The organism is Aster yellows witches'-broom phytoplasma AYWB (assembly GCF_000012225.1).
In the GTDB taxonomy this organism is placed as follows: Bacteria; Bacillota_I; Bacilli_A; order Acholeplasmatales; family Acholeplasmataceae; genus Phytoplasma.
This window is the reverse complement of sequence record NC_007716.1, coordinates 597,438-614,800: the sequence shown is the minus strand read 5'-3', so window position 1 is coordinate 614,800 and position 17,363 is coordinate 597,438. Positions and strand designations below refer to the sequence as shown.

The 17,363-nt window shown below is 28.1% G+C and carries 15 protein-coding genes; all 15 read left to right on the top strand.

The features are described from left to right. The 15 genes from tilS to thiI all read left to right on the top strand — a co-directional run bounded on the left by tilS (position 1) and on the right by thiI (position 17,286). Positions 1–1,311, top strand: a complete 1,311-nt coding sequence (gene tilS / locus AYWB_RS02920) for a tRNA lysidine(34) synthetase TilS (protein ID WP_011412871.1) — start codon at positions 1–3, stop codon at positions 1,309–1,311. A 118-nt stretch (positions 1,312–1,429) separates the two neighbouring features. After that, positions 1,430–3,460 carry an ATP-dependent zinc metalloprotease FtsH gene (ftsH, locus tag AYWB_RS02915; RefSeq protein ID WP_011412870.1) on the top strand — a complete coding sequence of 677 codons (2,031 nt, stop codon included), beginning with the start codon at positions 1,430–1,432 and terminating at the stop codon, positions 3,458–3,460. 229 nt (positions 3,461–3,689) lie between these two features. Further along, positions 3,690–4,610, top strand: a complete 921-nt coding sequence (locus tag AYWB_RS02910; protein WP_011412869.1) for an RluA family pseudouridine synthase — start codon at positions 3,690–3,692, stop codon at positions 4,608–4,610. 97 nt (positions 4,611–4,707) lie between these two features. Next, positions 4,708–5,403 (top strand): ATP-binding cassette domain-containing protein, encoded by a 696-nt coding sequence (locus tag AYWB_RS02905; RefSeq protein WP_011412868.1) that lies wholly within the window; start codon positions 4,708–4,710, stop codon positions 5,401–5,403. 82 nt (positions 5,404–5,485) lie between these two features. After that, a complete protein-coding gene (locus tag AYWB_RS02900) occupies positions 5,486–6,532 on the top strand; it encodes a MetQ/NlpA family ABC transporter substrate-binding protein (RefSeq protein ID WP_011412867.1) in 1,047 nt (348 codons plus the stop codon). 12 nt (positions 6,533–6,544) lie between these two features. After that, the gene (locus tag AYWB_RS02895; RefSeq protein ID WP_011412866.1) at positions 6,545–7,246 is read left to right on the top strand and encodes an ABC transporter permease subunit; all 702 of its coding nucleotides are present in this window, start codon (positions 6,545–6,547) and stop codon (positions 7,244–7,246) included. 97 nt (positions 7,247–7,343) lie between these two features. After that, positions 7,344–7,667: a cyclic-di-AMP receptor gene (locus AYWB_RS02890; protein ID WP_041640035.1), complete on the top strand. Its 324-nt coding sequence runs from the start codon at positions 7,344–7,346 to the stop codon at positions 7,665–7,667. Positions 7,668–7,733: 66 nt separating this feature from the next. Beyond that, on the top strand, positions 7,734–7,958 hold the full coding sequence (gene rpsO, locus AYWB_RS02885) for a 30S ribosomal protein S15 (RefSeq protein WP_011412864.1): 225 nt from the start codon (positions 7,734–7,736) through the stop codon (positions 7,956–7,958). Between the two features lie 155 nt (positions 7,959–8,113). Next, complete coding sequence (locus AYWB_RS02880; RefSeq protein ID WP_011412863.1) at positions 8,114–8,656, top strand: DJ-1/PfpI family protein; 543 nt, start codon at positions 8,114–8,116, stop codon at positions 8,654–8,656. A 501-nt stretch (positions 8,657–9,157) separates the two neighbouring features. Further along, a complete protein-coding gene (gene rplM, locus AYWB_RS02870) occupies positions 9,158–9,616 on the top strand; it encodes a 50S ribosomal protein L13 (protein WP_011412861.1) in 459 nt (152 codons plus the stop codon). A gap of 4 nt (positions 9,617–9,620) precedes the next feature. After that, positions 9,621–10,013 carry a 30S ribosomal protein S9 gene (rpsI, locus tag AYWB_RS02865; RefSeq protein WP_011412860.1) on the top strand — a complete coding sequence of 131 codons (393 nt, stop codon included), beginning with the start codon at positions 9,621–9,623 and terminating at the stop codon, positions 10,011–10,013. A gap of 101 nt (positions 10,014–10,114) precedes the next feature. Further along, on the top strand, positions 10,115–11,464 hold the full coding sequence (gene gltX, locus AYWB_RS02860) for a glutamate--tRNA ligase (RefSeq protein ID WP_011412859.1): 1,350 nt from the start codon (positions 10,115–10,117) through the stop codon (positions 11,462–11,464). A gap of 101 nt (positions 11,465–11,565) precedes the next feature. After that, positions 11,566–12,882, top strand: a complete 1,317-nt coding sequence (cysS, locus tag AYWB_RS02855) for a cysteine--tRNA ligase (protein WP_011412858.1) — start codon at positions 11,566–11,568, stop codon at positions 12,880–12,882. Between the two features lie 189 nt (positions 12,883–13,071). Then, positions 13,072–14,712 (top strand): nucleoside kinase, encoded by a 1,641-nt coding sequence (locus tag AYWB_RS02850; RefSeq protein WP_011412857.1) that lies wholly within the window; start codon positions 13,072–13,074, stop codon positions 14,710–14,712. A gap of 1,281 nt (positions 14,713–15,993) precedes the next feature. Next, positions 15,994–17,286, top strand: a complete 1,293-nt coding sequence (gene thiI, locus AYWB_RS02845; protein ID WP_041639913.1) for a tRNA uracil 4-sulfurtransferase ThiI — start codon at positions 15,994–15,996, stop codon at positions 17,284–17,286. The last annotated feature ends 77 nt before the right edge of the window (positions 17,287–17,363 follow it).

The following is a 17,363-nucleotide window of genomic DNA, read 5'->3' as shown; positions in this document are numbered from 1 at the left end:
ATGGAAAATATTAAACTTGCTTGTAGTCTAGAAACCAATCAAACCTATATTATAGCTGTAAGTGGTGGCGTTGATTCAATGGCTTTACTTCATTATTTGGTGGCACAAAAAATAAAACTTCAAGTTGTGCATTTCAACCATTTAACAAACTCCAATACTTGGAAAAATAAAGAATTAGTTAAAAATTATTGCCTCCAAAACTCCCTTGGCTTCCATTATTTTGAACTAAATTGCCCTCAAAAAAACTTTCAAGCCCAAGCACGTTTATTAAGGCAACAAAAATTAATGCAAATAGCTGCAAAACACCGAACCCCTTTTATTTTGACAGCTCATCATTTAGATGATTTGGCAGAAACTATTTTACAAAAAATAAGCAGAAGCAGCACTTTGCTAGGTTATAGTGGCATGCAGATCCAAACTTCTTGGACGGATTTCATCTTTTTAAAACCTTTTTTATACATTCCCAAAGCTAAAATCATAAGTTATGCTGCTTTTTACAAAATTCCTTTTTTGGAAGATTACACCAATCAAAAGCTTACTTATCAAAGAAACCAAATCAGGCATCAAGTTATTCCCTATTTAAAAACTCAAACTAGTTTTTTGCAAAATATCCAAAAATACCAACAAACTCTTTTGCAAGCCTACAATTTTATTCGAAAACAAACTCTTTTATTTCTTACAAAACACACAAATCATAGTTGTAACCAACCAAACTCTATTGCACTTGCGCCTTTTTTAAACCTTGATTTAGTTATTCAAAAAGATATCATTTTATTATTATTAGAACAAAAAAATATTACTCAAAGTTTTATTTTTATCCAAAATATAATCAAAGGCATTAACAATCCTTATAAGCCTAATCTATCTTGGCATCTTAATTCTGATTGGCATTTAATTAAAGATTACAAGCATATTAAATTAATGAACCCCGCACTACCGCTCCCCTTTGCTTTAACAAAACCTTTGTTGTGTGTTTCTACATGTAATCTTTGTCTTGTTTGTGTTTGTCCTTTGATAGAAACCCTCAATTATAATTCTCAAAAAGTTAGCTTCCCTTTAAAAGTGCGTTTGCGCCAACCAAAAGACACATTAAAATTTAGTTTTGGCACTAAAAAATTGAAAAAATTTTTAATTGAAAAAAAAGTTCCCCTTACTCAAAGAAATAATTTATGGTTAGTAGTAGACAATCTAGACAATATTTTATTTATTCCTCAATTATATACCAACCTAACTTTAGGAAATCAATTCAGGATTTATTTAGCTTTTAAAAACTTTTTTACCTCTTCAAATTGTTTTTCTCAAACAAATTAAAAATGAGAATCGAAAAAAATGCAGAAATTACATCCATCCCGAATTTAAACTCAAAACATTAAAATATTTTATTTTAATGTTTAACCCAAAGATAATTTCTTGCAAGAAAGGTTAATTTATGTCATTTTTTGATAAAATTTTTAAAAAATTCCATATGGGAGTCCTTTATTTTGCTGTAATTTTAATAGGCGCCACTTTTATTTATTGTTATTTTACTAAGCATGAAAAAAAAGATAACAATACATTTGATGCACTTGCGCAAAAAAACGAAATTGAAAAAATACAGTATAATCCCATTTTTGCTAATTCTGCTTTTTGTGACATTGTAGTTACTACTACAGATGGTAGAGTAATTGATTTTTTTAATATTCCTTATGACAAAGTATTTGAAAAAAAACCAAACGGCAAATACAAATATAACACCTATTCTGTAGATCCTAGACCTTGGAATGGTTATGAACATGTTTTTTGGGTATTTAGACAATGTTTAACAATGTTATTTTTTTACTGTTTTTTTCTCTTTTTTGCCGATACTATCAAACAAATGGGACAAGAAATTTTGGCATCAACCTCTGGTAAAAAAGGCGCTAAAAGTCGCAAAGTTATTATCAATCACAAAAGATTTACTTTTTCAGATGTAGCAGGAGCTGATGAAGAAAAAGAAGAAATGTCAGAATTGATTGACTTTTTAAAAAACCCGCGTAAATATGCTGCTATGGGAGCAAGAATTCCTAAAGGAGTTTTGTTGTATGGGCCTCCAGGAACAGGAAAAACCTTACTTGCTAAAGCAGTTGCAGGTGAGGCGGGCGTTCCTTTTTTTGCTGCTTCAGGTTCTGATTTTGATGAAGTTTATGTAGGTGTTGGAGCTTCACGTGTAAGAGATCTTTTTAAAGAAGCTCAACTGGCAGCTCCTTGTATCGTTTTTATTGATGAAATTGAGGCAGTTGCTAGAAAAAGAGGTTCCAATATTGGTGGGAGCAACGGTTCTGAACAAACCTTAAACCAACTTTTAGTAGAGATGGATGGCTTTAACCAAAAAATGGGTGTTATTGTTATTGCAGCTACTAACCAACCCGAAGTTCTTGACTCAGCTATTTTACGTCCTGGGCGTTTTGACCGTCACTTTAATATTACTTTACCAAATGTTAAAGACCGTGAAGCTATCTTAAAATTACATGCAAGTAATAAAAAACTTTCAGAAGAAATCAGTTTAGAAGAATTAGCCAAACAAACTCCAGGCTTTAGTGGCGCTCAATTAGAAGGAACCTTAAATGAAGCTGCTTTATTAGCTGCTAGAAGAAATGCTACTTTTATCAATAAAAAAGACATTAGCGAAGCTTTAGACCGCATTTTAATTGGTCCTACTAAAAAATCTAAAAAATACAACGACAAAGAAAAACGTATGGTAGCTTATCACGAAGCAGGACATGCTGTTATTGGAATCAAAATTCCTTTTGCCCAAATAGTTCAAAAAATCACTATTATTCCACGTGGAAATGCAGGCGGATACAACTTAATGCTTCCTCAAGAAGAAACTTTCTTTTCTTCTAAAAAAGCCCTATTAGCCCAAATTACTTCCTTTCTTGGCGGACGTGTCGCTGAAGAATTAATGTTTGATGACGTTTCTAATGGTGCTTATAACGATTTTAAACACGCTACACAAATAGCTAAACTGATGGTAACTAAATATGGAATGAGTGATTTAGGACCAGTGCAATATTCAGGAAACACTTTTCAAAATGATTTTTCTGATCCTAAAGGTTTAGAAATTGATCAACAAATTCAAAAAATTATTGCTAATTGTTATCAACAAGCCAAACAAATTATTCAAGAAAATCAAGATTTGCTTGACACAATCGCCAAATATTTACTTGAAATAGAAACCCTTAATAAAAGAGATATTGACGAAATTGTAGCTACGGGAAAAATTGCTTGGTGGGAAAAAGAAAAAGAAGAAACCAACGCCCCAACCCAAACAACTTCTCAAATGTCTTCCAACAATGAAACAACTAACACTGATAAAACTCCTTTAAATGATGAATTAGAAATAACAACCAATTTAGACAACCAAGAATCAAATGAATCAAATCCAAACAATAATGAAAAAGCTTCTCCAGAAGTTTTGTCAACAGACTCCGAACAAACTTAAATCTAATCTATTTTTTTCATTTCTAAAAACAGCTTTTTTACAAAAAACAAAAATATCTTTACAATTAACACCAATTTTAAACTTTCTTAGAGTTGGTGTTCGTTATGATAATTTAATTTTATCACTAATGCTTTTTCTTAATTTTTTAATCTTTTGAATATTTTGTCTTTATTTTTTAACCCAACCTTTTTACTGCATTTTTTAACTTTTAGAAAACAAGGCCTTTTGCATGAATGAAAAAAAAGAGTTTCTTATTTCTGCCAGTGAGGCATTTCAACGTTTGGATCATTTTTTATCCGCTCACATTAATTTAAATAAAAGTCAATGTCAAAAATTAATTTTGGCACAACAAGTTTTGGTCAACACCAAATCTTCTAAAAAAAGTTATTTGTTAAAGCCCCAAGACCTCATTACAGTTATCATCCCTCAAACTCACGAATCTATTAATTTACAAACTCCTCAAAATCTTAATTTAGACATCATTTATGAAGATCCTTATTTAGCAGTTATCAATAAACCTGCCAATTTGGTAGTGCATCCTTCTTTAAGTTTTCAAAAAACAACCTTAGTTAATGGATTGTTACACCAATTTAACACTTTAAGTCATATAGATACCCAAAGGCCTGGTATCGTTCATAGACTTGATAAAAATACTACTGGTTTATTAATTGTTGCTAAAACTAATGATGTAAGCGACAAACTACAAATTGCGTTCCAACAAAGAAAAATTACCAAAATTTATTGGGCTTTAATTGAAGGTTTTTTAGAAGATAAAGGTATTATTAAACTACCTATCGGAAGAAATAATCATAATCGATTAAAAATGCAAGTTATGCCCGACGGCAAAACTGCTGTTACTCATTTTAAAACTTTGCAACGCTTTTCTCACTTTTCTTTGATGGAATGTAATTTGGAAACAGGAAGAACTCATCAACTAAGAGCACATTTTTCCTTCCTAAAACATCCCATTGTAGGAGATCTACTTTATGACTCATCACACCATATTACTCCTTTAGGTCAATTTTTGCATTCTAAAATACTAAAATTCAATCACCCTATCACTAATCAAAATCTTATTTTGGAAGCACCCTTACCTACTAATTTTGAAAAGCTTTTAAAAACTTTTACTGACTCCAATTGCATTTTTTAAACTTTTCTTCATCATTTTTGTTTTAGAGTTTTTTTTATTTTTTTCACCTACTTTCCAATCATTTAAATTCAAAAAAACAATAAACAAGGAATTATTTATGATTAAAATCAATAATCTTTCGAAAACTTTTTTCCTTAAAAAAGAACAACTTCCGGTTTTACAAAACATTTCACTTGCAGTTTTTAAAGGAGAAATCTTTGGGTTAGTAGGAACTTCAGGTTCTGGCAAAACTACGTTATTAAAAATTATGAATGGATTTATGTTGCCTGATAAAAATGCTAATTCTTCCATTCAAAAAACTTTTAGCCATCTAGAAAGTGCTATGATTTTTCAAAATTTTAATCTTTTGAGTAATTTAAATGTTTTTGAAAATGTTGCTCTTCCTTTAGAAATAAGAAGCACTCCTGAAAAACAAATTACTTCTAAAGTAAACAAAATGCTAGATTTTGTAGGGCTTAAACAATTTAGAAATATCTATCCTAAAACACTTTCGGGCGGACAAAAACAACGTGTAGCCATTGCGCGTGCCTTAGTTTATGAGCCTAAAATTATTTTTTGTGATGAGCCTACTTTTGCCCTGGATGAAATGACAAGTCAGGAGATTTTGAAATTATTGCAAACAACCAATCAAAAACTAAAAACTACAATTGTTTTAGTTTCTCATAATGTTGCAGTAATTAAAAGTTTGTGCCACCGTGTAGCTATTTTGGAACAAGGAAAATTAGCTAAAATTTCTACCCTGAATCATTCTTGTAAATTTGAAGCTACTTCTTATCAAAACATTTTTGTCTGAATTTTATCCTTTTTTATCATACAAATGTTTTTGTCAAACAAAATATTAATAAATAAAATTACTTAGAAAAGAGACGCATTGCATGTTTAAACTATCTTTTTTATCTTCCAAAACTAAAAAAAATCTAATATTTGCCTTATTAACTATTTCTCTTTTGTGTAATTTGCTTTTGGGTTATTTTCTTTGGTATAATAAAAAAACTTTAGCTGATAACTCCTATAACCAAAAAACCCATAAATTAAAAGTAGCGACTGCTCTGCCAACTATTAAAGATTTTTTAGAGGCATATGCCAAAGACCGTTTAAAAGAATACAATATTGATTTAGATGTTCAATATTTAAGTTTAGGATTTAAACAAACCAATGAATTACTTTTAAACAAACAAGTTGATGCCAAATTAGACGCTCATGTACATCATCTAAATGTTTTTAACAAAGAACAATCAAATATCACAGATAAAGACAAATTAACGTTTAGCCAAGTAGTTTATTTAGCTAAATTTGGGCTTTTTGCTAAACCTAATACTTTTAATAATTTAGAAAGCATTCAAAAAACCACCCATCCTAGCAATCTTAAAATTTTGATGCCACAAGATAATTTTCAACGTTCTTTAGCTTTGTGTTTGTTGCAAGAATTAAAAATTATCGAAGAAAAAAACCCAGGACGCACTCTTATCAATGAAGAGCAATTTAATTTAAAAACTACAGATTTTAAATCTACTGATTTATATCCTTATATAGAATACACTACTGAAACGGATTTAAACAAAATTACATCTAGATTTCTCGCTCACAATGATTTTGATTTGTGTCTTAATTATCCTACTGTTATGGGATTAGGAATAAATAAATTTATATCACTAGGCATAATACAAAAACCCAATAAGTTAGATGATATTCTTTATTCTTATGCCATTTCTTTAGTAACTACCAACAATAATGAAAATGACTGGAAAATTAAAATTTTAAAAGATATTTTAAAAGAAGAAGAAGCTATTGCATATATGGAAGCAAACCCATTTGCAACCAATTTTTATATGATTCCAAGACAAGAAGTTAAACAAATAAGTAAAAACATTAAATATAAATATTTAGGCAAAACAGGCTCTGCTTCTTCTTCTTCTAATTAATGGAAAAACTTAATGGAAAATAATATTTTTATTCGTTTGTGGAATGTTTTAGCTAAAAATAAATTGGTATGGAATGGTTTTAAAGAAACTCTTAAAATTACTTTAATAGGTTGTTTTATTGCTTTTTTTTTAGGGCTTATTTTAGGAGTTTTATTATATTTATTCCAAATACAAAAAAATTATAAAATATATTGGATTTTAAATAGTTTGATGAATTTTTTCATTTCTACTCCCTTTTTAATCTTAATTGTTTTATTACTAAAATTAGTTTTAATCCCTTATTTTCGCATGGGTTATGGTTTTGGTACTGCCCTTTTTTTCTTAGTTTTGGCTATTGTTCCTCTTTTTGCTCGCCATTGTGAACAAGTTTTTTTAACTACTAATCCAGAATTATACCAAACATCATTTAGTCTTGGGGCGACTAAATTTCAATTTGTGACTAAATTTTTGTTAGTAGAAACTCGTTCTGATATCATTTTAAAACTAGCTTCTCTTTTTATCACTTCCCTTGCTTATTCTTCTGTTTTGCAAATTGTAGGGCATCAAGGTATTGCAGCAGTTGCAATTGATAATGGATATAACGGACATTATGATTTTGAACCTTTTTTTACTCGTTTTGATTTAATTATAGTATCTGTTTTGATTACCTTTATTTTAACTCAAACAGTTTATTTTGTGGGAAATCGAATTGCTTTTGCCCTTAATAAACACTAATCGCAATCCTTTTTTCATTTTCCTCTCCTACCTACTTTTTGGTTATTTTTTTTCATCAAATAAAGCAAAATTAAGGTATAATACTATTGTGGATAATATGAAATTAATTATAGCTATCGTTTCTAGTCACGATGCTAACAAAGTACAACAATCTTTAATAGAAAATAGTTTTTTTACAACTAGATTAGCTACTAAAGGAGGCTTTTTAAAAGAAGTTAATGCAACTTTTATTTTGGGAGTCAAAGAAGAAAAAGTATCCAAAGCTTTAGAAATTATAAAATCCCATTCTCATAAAAAAACTCAAATGATTCCAAACAATATCATCAATGAGTTTAGCGCTTATAATTCTTTTCCTACTGAAGTTTCTGTTGGCGGAGCAACGATTTTTGTTCTTGATGTGGACCAATTTTTAAAAGTTTAACATTAATTATCAAACCTAAAACCTATCAAATTCAACTAAATATAAATTAAAAAAAGGAGTTTTTACGTGGCATTAACCAAAGAACAAAAACAAGAAATCATTAAACAAAATTCACATTTTGCAAAAGATACAGGTTCATCTGAAGTTCAAATTGCTATTTTATCAGCAGAAATCAAACAATTAAGTGAACATTTAAAACAACATCCTCATGATTTTCACTCTAAAAGGGGTTTGTTTATGAAAAACAGCAAAAGACGTAATTTAGTAAAATATTTAGCAAACCAAAATTAATAATTAAAATATCACAGTTTTTTTGTGGTATTTTTTATTTTTATTTTCACTTTGTATTTTAATTTATATTAACTAACACCAACACCAAAAAATTACTTACAAACACATGCAACTAAACAAATAACAAAGTTAAAAAGGAGACAACAAAGAACAATATGAAAGGTTTATTAGTTTTATATGATGGATTTGAGGATTGTGAGGCTTTAGTCACAAGAGCTTTATTAAATCACGCATCCCTTCCTTTAACAAGCGCAACTCTAAATCCCCAATTAGAAGTTGTATCTTCTAGCGGGCTTTGTGTAAAAGCAAACGCCAATTTAGCTACCATTAATCCTTTAGAATACGATTTTTTAGTTATTCCTGGAGGACCTTACGTGGCACAAATTATTGAAAAAGAAACTTTTTTATTGCAATTAATTCAAATTTTTTTTGATGCTAATAAAGTTATTGGAGCTATTTGCGCCGCTCCTATGTTTCTAGGTAAACTAGATTTATTAAAAAACCACCCTTTTACTTGTTTTCCTTCTTGTAATAATTTTATTGAAGGTACTTATTTGCCAGACAAAAAAGCTGTTATTAGTGATAAATTTGTAACTTCTCGTTCCCCTATAACTGTCTTTGACTTTGCTTTTGCTTTAGTAGAAGTGCTAAAAGGCAAAGACTTTGCTCTTGCTTTTAAAAATTCCCTTAATGTTTAGTAAATGTGTATCAAATAAATTAAGAATTAAAAAATAATATTTTTGCCTCAAAAAAATATTTTATTTAACGATTCCCCAATTTTAAATTTAAAATTGCAAAAAATACCTTTTTATTTATTATTAAATTATTTTTTTGTTGTTTACAACGTGGTAAATATTTTTTTTGGACCTTTTTTATTTTTATATAAAAAATATCAAAATTATCCGAGAATCATCTATTCATCATTGCCTTTTTTCATTTTTTTACACAATTTATGCATTATTTTTTAAAAAAGCGAATAAAATTATTTTTTTACTTGACTTAATGACATTATTTTAGTAAAATATTAAGAGAATATTGAAAATAAAAAATTAATATATCATAATAATTTAAGACTATTTCATATCAAAATTACAAAATATTTCATAGCTCTTTTTTTGTTTTCATCGCTTTCAAACAAAACATAAATACACACATAAAATTAATCACTATTTTTTCACTAATGATAAGGAGAAAATTCCATGACAGAACAATTGCAACCAAAAAACAATCAAAAAACTTTAATGGCTAATAAAAAAACAGTAAAACCCAAATGGCACCTAGTAGACGCTAAGGGCAAAATCCTAGGTAGATTAGCTACCAAAGTGGCTTCCATTTTAAAAGGAAAACATAAAACACATTACACGCCACATGTAGACAATGGCGATTATGTTATTGTTATAAATGCTGCCTACATTAATTTAACTGGCAAAAAATGGCAACAAAAAACTTACTACAAACATTCAGGTTATCCTGGTGGTTTAACTAAAGTTGTAGCTTCAGAAATGATGCTTAAATTTCCTACAAGAATGGTTGAAAAAGCAATTTTAGGAATGGTTCCTCATACTAAATTAGGTTCACAAATTGGTAAAAAATTATTTGTTTATGCCGAACAAAAACATAATCATCAAGCTCAACAACCAGAAAGTTTAGAGGTTTAATTAGATGAAAAAAGTAAATTATTTTGGTACTGGTCGTCGTAAAAGTTCTGTGGCAAGAGTTATTTTAACTAATGGTACTGGCAAAATTACAATCAATACTAGAGATTTTGAAAAATATTTACCATTACCTGCAACACGTCTAGAAATGATTCAACCTTTAGAATTAACTGAAAAAAGAGAAGTTTTTGATGTAAGTGTGAATGTAAATGGTGGAGGACTTTCAGCTCAAGCAGGCGCTATTCGTTTAGGAATTGCCCGCGCTTTAATTGAAAGTATTCCAGAATTAAGAGCCATTTTAAAAAAATCTGGTTTATTAACTCGCGATGCTCGTTGTGTAGAGCGCAAAAAATACGGTTTAAAAAAAGCTCGTCGAGCACCACAATTTTCCAAACGTTAATCCAAAAAAGAACTTTGTAAAAAAGTTCCTTTTTTTTAATTTTTTAACCAACATCTCCCCTTTATCGATTTTAAATTAAAAGGAAAACCATTACTGTAACTATGAAAAAAATTAAAGTTCGTTATGCTCCAAGCCCTACTGGTTTTTTGCATATAGGAAATGCCCGTACTGCTTTATTCAATTATTTGTTTGCCAAACACAATCAAGGAGAGTTTATCATCCGAATCGAAGACACCGATTTTTCCCGCAATGTTAAAGGCGGCGAGGCTTCTCAATTAAAAAATTTACGTTGGTTAGGGATTGATTGGAGTGAGGGGCCCGATATCCAAGGGCCTTTTGGACCTTATCGCCAATCAGAAAGACTTGCTATTTACCAAAAATACGCCCAAAAACTACTTGATCAAGGTCTCGCTTACAAAGAATTTCAAGAAAATACAACTACTTTTGCAATAAGATTCCGTGTTCCTACCAATCAAACTTTTTCCTTTGATGATTTAATTAGAGGTAAACTTACTTTTCAAAGTCAAGAAATTGAAGATTGGGTTATCATCAAATCAAACGGCTATCCTTCTTATAATTTTGCAGTGGTTATTGACGATCATTTAATGCAGATTTCTCATATTTTTCGCGGAGAAGAACACATAACTAACACCCCTAAACAAATTATGATTTATCAAACTTTTCAATGGCATCTTCCTCAATTTGCTCACATGACTTTAATTCTTAACGACAACAAAAAAAAATTAAGTAAAAGAGATGCTAACATTATGCAATTCATTGAACAATATGAAAAATTAGGCTACTTGCCACAAGCCTTATTTAATTTTTTATCTTTGTTAGGATTCAGTCCTTTAAGTCAAACCGAAATATTAAGTCCTCAAGAATTAATTAATTTATTTGATGTGGCACGCCTCAATAAAGCTCCTGCTATGTTTGATACAGTTAAATTAGATTATTTGAATAATCAACATTTAAGAAAATTAACTCCAGAAGTGATTGCATCATTTATTGTGCAAAAAAAATATTTAACTCTTACAACTGCTCCTACAAATGACAAAGAGTGGATGACTAAATTTGTTTCTTTGTTTCAAGATAGAATGAATTATATACAACAAATAGCAGACTTTTATCAACTTTTTTTTCAAACCAAACCTTCCTTATCACAAGAAGCTACGATTTTTTTACAAACTAATCCCCAAACAACCCTAATTTTAAAAACTTTTTATAATGTTTTTGATGTTATTGTATTTAAAAAAGATGTTATTTTTAATGCCATTAAACAAGTTGCTAACCAAAATGATTTTTCTAAAAAAACACTTTTTATGGCTTTGCGCATCGGAACTACTTGCAAAATGCATGGTCCAAGTATCGCCCTTTTATTAGAATTGTTAGGAAAAAAACAAGTACTTAAAAATTTATCTTATGTTTTAAAACAAGCCCAAAAATTCTAATTAATTCCATTTGAAAAATAATATTTATATATTAATTAATTTCATTTACTTATCATTTCTTTTTTCTTTATTCCATTTTCCAAACAAAAAGGATTTCTTTAATGCTACAAATTTATAACTCTTTAACTCGCAAAAAAGAATTTTTTAAACCTGACCATCCGCCCCAAATTAACATTTATGTTTGTGGGCCTACTGTCTATAATCACCTGCATTTAGGAAACACTAGACCTTTAATTTTTTTTGATACAGTGAAAAGATATTTAGAAATGCTTAAATTTAAGGTATATTATGTAGTGAATATTACTGATATTGATGATAAAATTATTGAAACTTCGCTTAAAAACCAAGTTTTGGAAAAAGATTTAGCCAATAAGTATATTAAATCTTTTAACAATCTCCTTGAAACCCTTAATATCCAAACCATTAATTTTAAACCCCAAGCTACTCAATATATCAATTCTATGATTTTATACATTCAAACTCTTTTAGACCAAGGATTTGCTTATTTTACTGATCAAGGAATATATTTTCGTGTATCTAAAATCACTGATTATGGTAAACTCAAAAAACAAGATTTATCCCAACTTAAACAAAATGTACGTAAACAATTAGACCCCCAAAAAGAATTTCCAGGAGATTTTATTTTGTGGAAAAAAACTTCTCAAGGCATCACATACCCAAGCCCTTGGTTTGCGGGGCGTCCTGGTTGGCATACTGAATGTGCAACTATGATTGAACAACTTTTTAAATTGCCTTTGGATATTCATGGAGGAGGAACAGATTTAAAATTTCCTCATCACGAAAATGAAATTGCCCAAACACATGCCCATAGTCATCAAAAACTAGCTAATTTTTTTATGCATGTAGAAAGATTAGATTATCAAAATCAAAAAATGTCTAAATCTTTAGGCAATATTATTTGGTGTAAAGATTTATTAAAGCAATATAATCCTTGTATAATAAAGTTTTTAATTTTAAGTACTCATTATCGTAAGCCAATTAATTTTAGTTATGATTTAATGGAACAAACTCAACAAAAATACAAAAAAATAACTTATTTTTTAACTAAAAATAATTTTTATTTAAAAGTTAATCATTTTTTTTGTCAAACCTTAGACCAAGATATAATGCAGCTTTTTCATCAATTAATGCAAGATGATTTTGCTACTCATAAAGTAATTGATTTAATGGAACAAATAATTAAACGAGCCCATCAAACCCAAATTTTGGATAAGTTATCTCAATTTCAAAACTCTTTATTATTAATTTTAAATACTTTAGTAATTGCAATTCCATTTAACAAACCAACAAAAAAAGACTTACAAACATATTTTTTGTGGCAAGATGCAAGAAAATGCAGAGATTTTATCCAAGCAGATATTTTAAGAAAGCAATTATTAGATAAAGGCTTTATTTAAAAAATTACCCTTTTTTTATTTTTTGCAATCTTTATCATTTTTCATTCATGCCCCCACATTTTAATTATTTTTTACCTTTTTTTATTTTTCAATATTATTTATTGCAATCCACAAACATTACAATAATTTTATTTAGGAAAAGACCTCTTAATTGAGGTTTTTAATATATTATCAGTATCAGAGGAAATCGTGCTAAAAGTTTATTATAATCAAACCATCTTAAATGTTCCTTTAAACACTAGTTTAGAGACTTTAAAAAATCAATTAAACCTTAAAAATGTTTATGCTGCCAAAGTAAACAATAAATTAAAAGAACTTACCTTTAAATTGCAAGACCCCACCAATCAAATTGCTTTTTTAGGCGCTTGGCACGCTGAGGCTGTAAATATTTATGAAGCTAGTTTAAGATATTTAGTTGCTATGGCATCTTACAAACTTTTTGAAAATATTTCATTACATTTTACTTATTATAGTTCTTCTAGTATTTTGGCATCTTTTCCCAAAGAAATTACTTTTTTGCCAGAAATGTTTCAACAAATCAAAGAAGAAATGCTCTTGTTAGTATATCAAAAATTAGATATTACAAAAAAGAAATTGCCTCTTGTAAAAGCCTTACAAATTTATCAATCTTTGGGGTTTGGGGATAAAATTAGTCTCCTCAAACAAAAAAATCCTTCCTTTGTCACCCTTTATTTTTGCCAAAATTATTGTAATTATATGTATCAAGGTTTAGTTCCTAACACTAGTTATTTAGATAAATATAATTTATTTTATCATAAAAATGGGTTTGTTATTCAATTTGTAACTCCTTTTAGTGATGAAAAAATTCCTCTTTTTCAACAAGAGCCTCTATTTGAACAAATGCTTACTCAAAGTTTGGCTTTTAAAAAAACTATTCAAATACAAAATGTTTCTCAAATTAATCAATTTGCTCAAACTGCTCAAAGTCAATTCAATTTAATTAATCTTGCAGAAATTAATCATCAAAATCAGTTGCAACAATTAAGCACCCAAATTGCTAAACGCGTTTCCAATCTTAAAATTATTAATATTTCAGGCCCTTCTTCTAGTGGCAAAACTACGTTTGCTAAAAGATTACAATTACAATTACAAGCTTTAGGAATTTTTACTTTTATTGTTGCTATGGATAATTATTATTTGCCTTTGAAAGATATTCCCAAAGAAAAAGATGGCACCTCCTTTGATTTTGAAAGTATCGATGCCTTAAATATTCCTTTATTTAATCAAAATATCTATGATTTGCTTACTTGTAAAAAAACTACTATTCCACAATTTGATTTTGTTACTCGTAGTCATACCCAAAAAGATATTCAAACCCATAATCACATTATTTTAGTAGAAGGAATGCATGCCATAAACCCTAAACTTACTCCTTTTATTCCAAGATTACAAAAATTTCAAATCTATATTTCTCCACAACATCAATTATCACTAGATTTACACAATCCTTTACATTTAACCGATGTAAGGTTTTTAAGAAGAGCTATAAGAGATTATATTTCTAGGAATACCAATATTTTAAGGACTTTTGAGTTTTGGGATTCTGTGAGAAAAGGGGAGTTTAGATGGATTTATCCTATTCAAAAAGAAGCTGATTTTGTTTTTAATTCTGAATTAATTTATGAATTTAATGTTTTAAAACCATATTTGATTCCTTTTTTATTACAAATTCCTGAAACAAGTAAGTATTTTGATAAAGCTCAGTATTTTTTAAATTTGTTAAGTTTTTTTAAATCTTTTGATTCTAATTTAGTGTTTCATGAGTCTTTGTTAAAAGAATTTATTGGTGGTAGTCCTTTTTATTTTTAGATTATTTTATAATTAAATATTTTTTTATATGGAAAGATTAACTTTTGTAAAAGTTAATCTTTTTTTTGTTTATAAAAAGATATATTATTGATAAAAAGTACTATTTTTGAGCGATTTTTACGCAAAAAAGAGTAAAATAAAGGTAAGATCAAAAAATAATAAACCCTAAAAACCACCAAAAGGAGAACATTTAAAAATGACAAAACAACAAAACAACAACAATTTTTTTTGTAATATTTTTATTAGTAGGGTTAATTAGAACAGCTTATTTCGCATGAAAGCAACAAGAAGAAAAAAAGTAAAACCCAAATCCACCAACCTAACTAGAACCAACAAAAACCAATCATCTTGCGCTGTTCCAAAAGTTTAGACACCTTTTATTTTTTAAAAACTCTTTAAGGCTAAATGTTAAGATAAAAATTATTTAAAGATTTTTTTAAAAAACAAAAAGAATTTAGAAATTTGTAATCATTTAAACGAACTTCATTTACCTTTAGTAAAAAAATAGTTCAAAATTCAAATATTGCCCTAAATTGTTAATTAGAGATTATTTGTACTAAGAAGGATTCTTAGGATTAATCAAATCTCTCAATAATTAACAAGATTTAGGTTATGACTTCATTGCTTACATAACCCCCAATCATAAAATCAGCAATCAATGAACTAATAAGAAAAAGTCACTCACCTTCAATCCAACAAAAAACCAAATCAAATAATATCATTTTCAAAGAAAAAAATTATGATCCCGATAGAATAAGAAACCTCAACCCACATCAATTATGGTTAAAACAAGTAAATCATGATGAATTACTCCTTAAAAAATTAAAAACCAAATTAAGCAAAAACAAATTTAATGTTATTTGTTTAAGTTTCGGCATCACTCCAGAAAAAATTTAAAACTCTCACAAGTTGAATGTCTAAAAGATAAAACAATCCGAAACCAAACCAAAGAATAAAAAAATAAAAAGGAGCAATGCACCAATGATTACATCACAATTCACAAAAGATAAAAATATATTAAAATATAAATTTTTTGGAACAATTAGAAGAAAAACAATCCTTTTAAAAAGATATATTATTAAATGAGGATATATAAATTTATAATTGTAGTATTCAAGGTAAAAACTTATCAATATGCAGTTGTATCACAAAAATAGTTGTATTCATGTTATAATTAATCTGTAAAAAGTTATTATATTTTAATATTTTAATTGTATAAAGATATTTAAATATAATTTATTCAAAAATATTCATACACAAAATATTGATGTGAGGAACTTTATGTATCAGAAAAAAATTTTAATTAGATTTGGAGAATTATTTTTAAAAAGAAAAAATAAAAAAGCTTTCATTAATACATTAAGGCAATTATTGCAAAATAAAATTAAAGATCTTTGCAACGTTCAAATGTATTTTAAACATGATTATGCTTATTTAGAATATATTTATGATGTAAATTTAGAAAAAGAAATTCTTAAAAGATTGTCTTATGTATCAGGGATTTCTTCTTTTGTTGTAGTAAGTCAAGCAAGCAGACAATTAGATGATATTGTTCAAAAAACTTGTTCGTTGTTGCAAGAAAAAATTACAAAAAATACTTCTTTTAAAATAGAAACCACTAGAAAAGATAAAAGCTTTCCTTTAAAAAGTTTGGAAATCACCCAACAAATTGCTCCTTTAATTTTAAATCAGTTTGAAGGCAAATTAATAGTTGATGTTAAAAATCCTCAAGTTATTTTGCATGTTATTATTAGAAAAGAAAATACTTATCTTTATTTGAAAAGTGATGAAACTCAAGCTTTAGGAGGGTTTCCTGCTTCTTCTGGAGGTAGAGGAACTGTTTTGATGAGTGGTGGCATTGATTCTCCTGTAGCTGCTTATTTAGCAATGAGAAAAGGTATTACAGTAGAGTTATTACATTTTGAGTCCAGCCCTTTAACTCCTTTAGAATCAATCCAAAAAGTAATTGATTTAGCTAAAGTTTTGAGTCGTTATGCTTTTGGTAATCAAATTAAATTGCATTTAGTGCCTTTTAGATATTTTCAAGAAAAAATTACTAAAACAGTTCTAGATTCTTATATCATTAATATTATGCGTCGGATGATGTATCGTTTAGCTTCTCAATTTGCTTGTCAAAAAAATCATTTATGTTTAATTAATGGCGAATCAGTAGGACAAGTAGCAAGTCAAACTTTGGAAAGCATGCAAACAATTACTCAAGTAACAAATATGACTATTTTAAGACCATTAGTTACTATGGATAAAAATGAAATAATTAAAATAGCTAAACAAATTGATACTTTTGATATTTCTATTCGTGCTTTTCATGATTGTTGTACTCTTTATTTGCCTCAAAATCCTGCCACTAAACCAACTATTCTAAAAACTAAAAGAGAAGAGCAAAAAATAGATTATTTTGCATTATTAAATGATGCTTTGAAAAATACAATTACTCTCAATATAAACCAACATTTGCAATTTAAAATCTGTGATTATGGTTTTTTTGATGTAAAAGAAGCAATTAAGCATTTTTGCGAACAAAATCCAGAGCAAACTATTGTAAGTCAATATTAAAATGCAAAAGATAAAAAAACAATAAAATAATATTTAAAAAGATCTTAAAAAGGGAACAATTTTATCAAAGGAAAATT